Source organism: Pantoea sp. MHSD4, from assembly GCF_021043305.1.
GTDB classification, from domain to species: Bacteria; Pseudomonadota; Gammaproteobacteria; order Enterobacterales; family Enterobacteriaceae; genus Pantoea; species Pantoea eucalypti.
In genome coordinates, this window is the sequence record NZ_JAJNDH010000011.1 from 26,515 (window position 1) to 33,800 (window position 7,286).

Consider the following 7,286-nt stretch of genomic DNA (forward strand, 5'->3'; position numbering starts at 1 on the left):
AACTGACTGCATGAAGATGACGTTTATAATCCTGGCCAGCTCAGGGTATGAATCAACATAACTTGTATGGAGTGCTTAGTCAGAATGGAAACAGCTCAAATATACGTAACAGGTAGTGGTGACCCGCATACTCGACTTGGCTTTGCGCGCGTACTGATTGAACAGGGATCCCGGAAAACGCCGTTCATCTTTAACTACGAAGACACGACTTATAAGCGCAGCCAGATTCAGGGCATGATTGATGCTGTGCTGCAGCTTAATTGCCCGCACTATGTAGTATTCATTAGCGCCTCACCGCTGGCGCTGGAAAAGGCTGAAATTGGCGAGGGACCTAACCGGGACCTTATCTACGAGCTGTATCGAGTTCTGGCTACTAAAGGCTGTACGTATACTTTTGATTTTCGAGTAGGTCATGGTAAAGAGATAGATAGGCTACTATCGGTACATGGCGTCTAAGTTAACGCTAAAGTTTTAAAAAATAAAATAACGAACCGTATTTTCACCTCTTTTTTATAACAGTATTAAATTTAATTTAGGAAAGTTTTATGTCAGAAGAACCAAAAAGATTAGCGCCCACTTCCGAAACCTTAAGACGATTATTTTCTCTTTCTGGAAATATATGTTATTTCCCTGGTTGTACTCATCTAATGATAGATTTGTCTGGAAATTTCATAGGTCAAATTTGTCATATTGAAGCAGCAATGCCTGGAGGTGAGAGGTTTAATAAAGGAATGTCAAATGAACAAAGGCGCGATTTCAATAATCTGATGCTCTTGTGCTATGAACATCATGTTACAACAAATGATGTATTTAAATACGATGCTCCTTCACTAAAAACCATTAAAAACAAGCATGAGCGTATTTTTTCTGAAGACTTAGTTATTGATAAGCTGTTATTGAGTCTAAAAGACTATACAAAAGGAAACACCTTTAAAAAGGTATCAAACTTAAAAAACCTTCTTTCAACCATTTGGAGTTCCAATCATGATACAGCTCCAGATGAATTGGAAGATTTGGTGAAATCATTTAATTCTTCTATCGAAAAATATTTAAATTTAACACCATACTCAAGAAAGGTATTCGAAACTGGATTGGCCAGATCAAATCACCCTTACAGAGTTTATAGGATCGACAATGAATCATTATATGTTGATTTTGCTGAGGTTTGCAGTGCGTTTGGTAAAGAAAAAAACAATCGTGATATCTGGAGTTCTGTTCAAGAGATTGAAGCTAAAAAATTAATGATTCGTACAGAAGTTTGTATCTCAGATGATGATTATGAACATAGTAGGCATGTATATAGCAACTGCCTTGATAGTAATGAATACGATATAAATATATGGCTTTTGCTAAAAAACTATTGTGAAAAAAAAGATTTTTATATTCAAGATTACTTATCAGCATTGAATTTTGAAGATTTAGATGTTTAATATGCTTTTATGCAAGTGTGATTTTTCTGGCAGTATAACCTTATCCTGCCAGCTCCCTAACTGCTAACATGAGGAACGATACAGTGACTCCTTCTGAACTGCCAATAACTAACAGAAGCAGATTTTTAATGGAAACATGTATAAAATGTTATCATCTTTAATCGTGGCTGCACGTCCAGTATTCTTATTCAGGTTGCAAAATCCTAAAAAGAGGTGCCTGAGTAACTGACATGACAATAATTTTAAAATAAAGCCACCAAGCATATACTACTGCGTCACTCTGCGACGAATCATCGTTGAGCAATCCGTGCGCCACATAGTTCCTGATATTTGCGCCAAGAGGATCGGTATACAAAGACACGAGGTTAAAGTGTAGATCACTACCCAGCAAGCTTTGCGCCTCAGGTTTGCCCAAAAGAGAACTTAGGCCTATTTCGTTTTCGATACCTGCTTCATCAATCATGCTGGTTCTAACATTGGCTTGTTTAAGCAGATTTCTTACCATGAATTCCACCTGTGGTGAAATCAGATGAATAGACTCAGAGAAACGATACTCAAATCCAAGATACAGTCCTCTTGCTGTTAAGTGAAGTCTGTCATCGGGGATCAACGGAGAGCAATGACATAGCTCCTCAAAGAAGCGCATTACGAAATTATACTCCTGCAGAAGTTGGTGCATTGCGGGCAAAATTTTACCAGCGACTGCAATTTTGAGAGAGAAGTCGAAGGACTTCATCTGACGAATCCAAGCACGGTCGCTGCCAGCAGTTTCGGTGCGATTAATAGCCCTTCCATCTCCTGACAGAAAAACTTGCCCAAAAAAGTCGGAAATACGAAACTGCTCCTGCTCATCATCCTGCAGGCTTTCAACCGTTATAGTGTTTAAACCGACGAAATATAGGCTAGCTTTAAAAATATCCTCTTTGTCCCGGACATGATTGATTGAAAATTCAGCTAATTCGGTTAAGTCGGTCGGCGGTAGCTGGAATGAGTGCATTTCCTCTAAGGAAAGTTCGCCATGCATTCTCACTCTTCTCAAGCATTCCTCAATCCGGACATTCGCGCCTGTAAGACTCCGATGTGCTGCTGGTATAAGACGATAGCGCTGTAATGCCCTTTCATACAGGCCACTGGCAATAAGATTTCCTTGATCGCTAAATTGCGCACGATTCTCCGCATCAAGAAAAAGGCATTCTGCGCTTTCAAACAATGCAGTTAACTGTTCTGTAACGCTCCGCTGACGCTTATAAAACTCAGTAGCCAGAGAAAAAAAATGTTCGGCTAATGAGAAATTTTTGTTCGATTTTTCATATGATCCGAATGCCATGAGACCAGCTGCATTTTTGTTGGCATTAGAATTTAAAAGATTCTGCTCATGAATAAATTTGTATAGAGATAAACAAATGCCAGGGTTTTCAGGCATATGATTATCGATATATTGCTGGATTTGTGACTCAATGCGTCTGAGAGGCGTTGTTTTCCTAAACTGTCGCGATAGTGTCACCACACGTGTCCAGAAGGTCTGCTGATGCGTATACCAAGCTTCTTCAGAGAGTGATTCAATCAAATATCCCTCAAGGATCTCATCAACTAGGTCCCATCGGCGGGGCGTATCAAGCATCAGTGCAATCTCTGCAATGCGTGACTTTAGCAGGCCATTGGCAAGTTGTGGATATAGCATTCCTAAGAAAGCCCTCTGCTCTGGCGACAAATCTTCTGGGGAAACTGAACGCCTGTCAGAGAAAACCACAGCTGATATAATTGGAGCGTTTCTACTTTCCGCATCAAGAGCCATGTGGGTGCACATGGCAAGGACTGCAGCAGCATTAGCCAGAGAAGACTCTCCACGCTCCGTGTAATATTTTTCCTTAGTAGCCAGGAATACGTACATAGAGAAATAGCTATCGCTATTCTCCACCATAGTTTCATCCATTTCCGCGATAAAACGTAAAACTTCATCTTCCAAAATATCAGTCATAGCAATTCCTGCCCCTTACAATCATAGATTTGAAGAACATTATTTCTTTATTTTTCTGAATGCCTAGGCTCAATTTTTAGGATGATAGGTAGTGATGCGTTTCCCATCTAACAACATAAAGTAACTTTATCAAAGTGCGCTTTGACAAAAAGCATCCATAGCATGTGATGTTTCCATGTTGGTAAGCCGTGCGCGCGAGCCATCTGTATGCCGCGCAGCGGCATGAAGGCGTCAGCCGGTACAGCATACCATTCTGCAGCCAAACGGCGCCGGTAGCGCGGCGCAGCCGCTTCTTGATACATATATCGCGCAAATCCAACTATTCCCTGCAAGACGCCGTTTAAGCAGCGGTCTCGTAGGCGCACAGAAGTTAGACGGTCGCAGACGAAAGAAAAACTCCGCAGCTTTTTACAGCTCTTCCGAGCTTATAGTTACAACACCCATTTATCAGCCACTGCAGTTCCGACCCTTCGGGTCGGGCGGCCGGGGCTGGTCAGTGGGGGCAACCGGGTTACAGGTCCGGCTCCGGGGTTTGCCGGAGAGGGGCACGTGGTTTCTTTTTTTGCTCGGATGGTGTTAAACGGAATAACTGTTGAATGATGTAACTAATATTTATTGCCCGCCGCCTGTCGGCGCGAGCTACTTTAGGTTCTGAGCGGCGCCTGCGGCCGCTACGAGCGAAGTCATTAAATTTATCCCCGCAAGATGCTTGCATGAAAACCTTATTTATTATTTTGATTATTCTTTCTGATGTAAGTCAGGACTGTATTGCGCGTAGCCCTGACAGTAGTTGCTGGTAATTTTCTGATGTTAATTGCGGGTATCTGTGATTAAAAAAGGCCGCAGTAACGTCGCGGCCACAGTTTACTGATTTCCGGTAGAATTACCGGCACAAACGAGGGCGTTCCGCGCCCGGGACAAACGACTTCACCGCCAGTCAAGGCGGTTAAAAAAGAGCGGGTATGTCAGTGGACTATATCGGGTACTTCAGGCAGCACGGGCTCATAGTCGAGCCCCAGCTCCAGCTGGCGCAGACATTTCCAGACAAGGCGATCAAAGTCTTCCGGGGGAAGCGTTTTCCACTCCTGGATCGGACGCGCGCGCAGTAGCTTGGCCATTGCGTTACGTCTGTCATCGACCGGCAGTTTACTGAGCCGTTTGCGCCGCTTTTGCCTGGACGCTTTATCCCGGCGACTAATCAGCGTGGCCATGCGCATATTTTCATACCAGCGCCGGCGCGCGGCACGAACAGAGGCGTGTGTTCCCGGCTCAATAATGCCGTCAGCCTCTGCGGCAAGCCGTTCATTACGCTCCGCCAGAAACTTGTCCATGTTAATGCCGCACAGCTGCCAAAACCGGTCAGTCAGCACGATATGGCGCGGCATGCAGTAGCCGGTCACGGGGTCCATTTCAAGGTCGGGGCGTTCAATCAGGCCATAGCGCTCCCACTCCTCAAACAGACGTGAAAGCCGGCTGGGCTCAACCCGCGTTTCAGGAATAACGCTGCCGTTTTCATCTTTCGGGCTCAGTTCATCGGCCAGCTTGCTGCCATTAAATGTCACAACAGAGGTGGCAAGATCCGCACGCTGGACACACAGCGGCCAAAGGGCGTCATACAGCGCCTGTTTCTCGGGCCGAAAATCGCGTTTACGTCCTGCTGCCTCGCGGAGCTGCACAAAATAGGGATGGCGTGACATTCGCTGACGCAGTGTCATTTTACCGGTACGTTTGTCCTTAAACACGAGTCGGCTCATAGCGTGCCCCATCTGTCCGGGAAGACGCCGGTAACCTACTGGTGCGAACCACTCTGGATTAGAGCATTTGCAGGCGGTCGAATGGTCGCCACGGTGGCGATTGTCAGGTCGTGATAATGAATTGAGGGAGTGCTGCTTATGCATACCGCCCGGCGCTTATATTGCGCAGGCGGAGTAAGCCCAGAACGGATTGTCTTTTTCTGGCCATAAATCTATACTCCCTGCACAGGGCAATAATCCTGTACAGAACGATAGTGAAACCCCGTTAATCCTGCGGTCGCCAAACTCAGGGATTATCGGGGTTTTTTCTTTTCTGATTTGGCACTGCCGCTTCAGATCCCTGCCACATTCCGGCGTGGCCAGCCTTAAATTCTTAACTGTCCGTAATCTATCACTCAGAAACGTTTACCGCAATAAAGTCACCCCTACTACAGTAATTTACTGTTACGCGCCTCAGCCTCAATCAATAGTTCCAGCATTTCAGCCTGGGTTACTTTCTTTAACTCACAAAGCTCAACCAGAACCTCTTTGATTTCAGGTCTGACATACACATTAATTTCTTTATGTGTCTCGCGTTTTCTCGCCTTATAGGCGCGAACGCGTTCTTTATGAGGCGTTGGCTGCTCTCTGTTACGAGTGCGTTTCTTTGCGGGAGCTGATGTTACTGAATCACGGGGGCTCATGCTCGTACCCTGCTATAAAATAAGACTTTCCGCAGCATAGCATAAGCCAAATCAGTAAAAATCTTCAATTGTGATGCCTCACAGCCGCTGGCGAACGAGCTGTTCCGGCCTTACGAACGGTTAAAACGGTGGGTCAGTAAGACAGCATGTACGCCGTGCCTGCATCCCAGCGGGACTGCCAGTGCCGGAGGTAGCGCTCGGCAAGCACCGGCATATCTCCGATGACCAGCGCATTTTCGCTGTTGTGCCGGGCGCCTGAGCGGGTGTAGTTGAAACTACCGGTTTCGACCGTGCGTCCGTCAATGACGATAAACTTGTCGTGCAGGGCGGCGTATTGCCCGTTAAGACGAACCGGGATATCGTGCGCTGCGAGCAGGTTAATGGCCGACTGGCTGTTACGACTCTGGTTCGCCTTTTTATCGAGCACAACGCGCACATCCACGCCGCGCGCTTTTGCTTTTATCAGGGCAGAAGCCACTTCAGGTGAAGTAAAGCTGTAGCCGGCAAGCCGGATTTCAGCCTGTGCCTCTTCAATGATGCTGAGTACCAGCGCTTCGGCGGTGCCTTCGGGGGAAAAGCCCACGCTCACTCCGGGCGCGGCGTTTACCAGGCCTGCCGGTACAAGCATTATCAGGCCGCTCAGCAGCAGCGGCAGGGTGGGTGTTTTCATGGTTTTCTCCAGGGTCGTGAGCGTGCAGGATTTTCAATCCTGGACGTGAGGGACCGGCCAACCGCAGGGCGGCAGGCCATTTCTTTTCAGTCAGGCTTACCCGTCACCAGAACGTTCAGCAGGCTAAGATCTGAATAGGTCTGCCGGACCAGCTGTACGCCTGTGAAAAATACGGCCACGTTCAGCAGCGGTAGCAGGCTCAGGCTCACGTCATGCAGCGCCATGCCGGCGAGCGGCGGCAGTACCAGCGCGCTGACGCCCGTGGCTGTCATGACGGCGGTCAGGTTACGCCCGCGCACAAAGCGCCCGTTCTCCCGCCTGACCAGCTGCGGATGCAGCAGCATGGTTACAGGCATCATGCCCGGGCGCGACTTCATGTCACGCAGGCGTGACGCATCTACGTCGGGCAGCGCGTGCTCTTCCGCAAAGCCTGTAATCACACTATCCACGGCCTTATCGATAGCAGCCGAGCAGTGGCCGTCTGCGCCCTTACTCCAGCGGCGTAACAACAGGCCCGGCTCCCGAATCTCCGGCATCCAGGCGAACAGCATTACCAGGGCAACAATCGCGGTAGTGGCTGCAAGTAATACGATCATAAGGTTTACTCCATCGTCTTCTGGGGCTTATGGCCAAACTCAGGTTCGGGTTCGCTGCGCTCGTGGCGCATCACGTTTACTTCGTCGTTCATCATTGCGCGGTCATCCCGCTCCGGCGTCATGTCATAGTCGCGATAATCAAATGTCTCCTCCTGCAGTTCTTCCAGCGCGGCGG

At 47.7% G+C, this 7,286-nt stretch carries 7 protein-coding genes; 2 read left to right on the forward strand and 5 right to left on the reverse strand.

What is annotated here, in order from left to right; genetic code table 11:
* Positions 1–84: 84 nt before the first annotated feature.
* Together LQK91_RS21385 and LQK91_RS21390 are read left to right on the forward strand one after the other, a co-directional pair.
* Positions 85–456, forward strand: coding sequence for a hypothetical protein (locus tag LQK91_RS21385; RefSeq protein ID WP_105100140.1), 372 nt, complete (start codon positions 85–87; stop codon positions 454–456).
* An 89-nt stretch (positions 457–545) separates the two neighbouring features.
* Positions 546–1,430, forward strand: a complete 885-nt coding sequence (locus LQK91_RS21390; RefSeq protein WP_146257633.1) for a hypothetical protein — start codon at positions 546–548, stop codon at positions 1,428–1,430.
* A 184-nt stretch (positions 1,431–1,614) separates the two neighbouring features.
* On the opposite strand, the gene LQK91_RS21395 is transcribed toward LQK91_RS21390, so the two are convergent.
* The 5 genes from LQK91_RS21395 to LQK91_RS21415 all read right to left on the reverse strand — a co-directional run bounded on the left by LQK91_RS21395 (position 1,615) and on the right by LQK91_RS21415 (position 7,111).
* Complete coding sequence (locus LQK91_RS21395) at positions 1,615–3,408, reverse strand: DUF4209 domain-containing protein (RefSeq protein ID WP_105100142.1); 1,794 nt, start codon at positions 3,406–3,408, stop codon at positions 1,615–1,617.
* A gap of 965 nt (positions 3,409–4,373) precedes the next feature.
* Positions 4,374–5,306, reverse strand: a complete 933-nt coding sequence (gene repA, locus LQK91_RS21400) for a plasmid replication initiator RepA (RefSeq protein WP_105100143.1) — start codon at positions 5,304–5,306, stop codon at positions 4,374–4,376.
* 284 nt (positions 5,307–5,590) lie between these two features.
* A complete protein-coding gene (locus LQK91_RS21405; RefSeq protein ID WP_105100144.1) occupies positions 5,591–5,845 on the reverse strand; it encodes a RepB family protein in 255 nt (84 codons plus the stop codon).
* A gap of 133 nt (positions 5,846–5,978) precedes the next feature.
* Positions 5,979–6,515, reverse strand: coding sequence for a phospholipase D family protein (locus LQK91_RS21410; protein WP_105100145.1), 537 nt, complete (start codon positions 6,513–6,515; stop codon positions 5,979–5,981).
* Positions 6,516–6,601: 86 nt separating this feature from the next.
* Positions 6,602–7,111, reverse strand: coding sequence for a hypothetical protein (locus tag LQK91_RS21415; protein WP_105100146.1), 510 nt, complete (start codon positions 7,109–7,111; stop codon positions 6,602–6,604).
* Positions 7,112–7,286: the final 175 nt, after the last annotated feature.

Bases quoted from the DNA above. Each gene is read 5' to 3' on its own strand.
- LQK91_RS21385 (WP_105100140.1), top strand. From the start codon at position 85: ATGGAAACAGCTCAAATATACGTAACAGGTAGTGGTGACCCGCATACT.
- LQK91_RS21390 (WP_146257633.1), top strand. From the start codon at position 546: ATGTCAGAAGAACCAAAAAGATTAGCGCCCACTTCCGAAACCTTAAGA.
- LQK91_RS21395 (WP_105100142.1), bottom strand. From the start codon at position 3,408: ATGACTGATATTTTGGAAGATGAAGTTTTACGTTTTATCGCGGAAATG.
- repA (WP_105100143.1), bottom strand. From the start codon at position 5,306: ATGCATAAGCAGCACTCCCTCAATTCATTATCACGACCTGACAATCGC.
- LQK91_RS21405 (WP_105100144.1), bottom strand. From the start codon at position 5,845: ATGAGCCCCCGTGATTCAGTAACATCAGCTCCCGCAAAGAAACGCACT.
- LQK91_RS21410 (WP_105100145.1), bottom strand. From the start codon at position 6,515: ATGAAAACACCCACCCTGCCGCTGCTGCTGAGCGGCCTGATAATGCTT.
- LQK91_RS21415 (WP_105100146.1), bottom strand. From the start codon at position 7,111: ATGATCGTATTACTTGCAGCCACTACCGCGATTGTTGCCCTGGTAATG.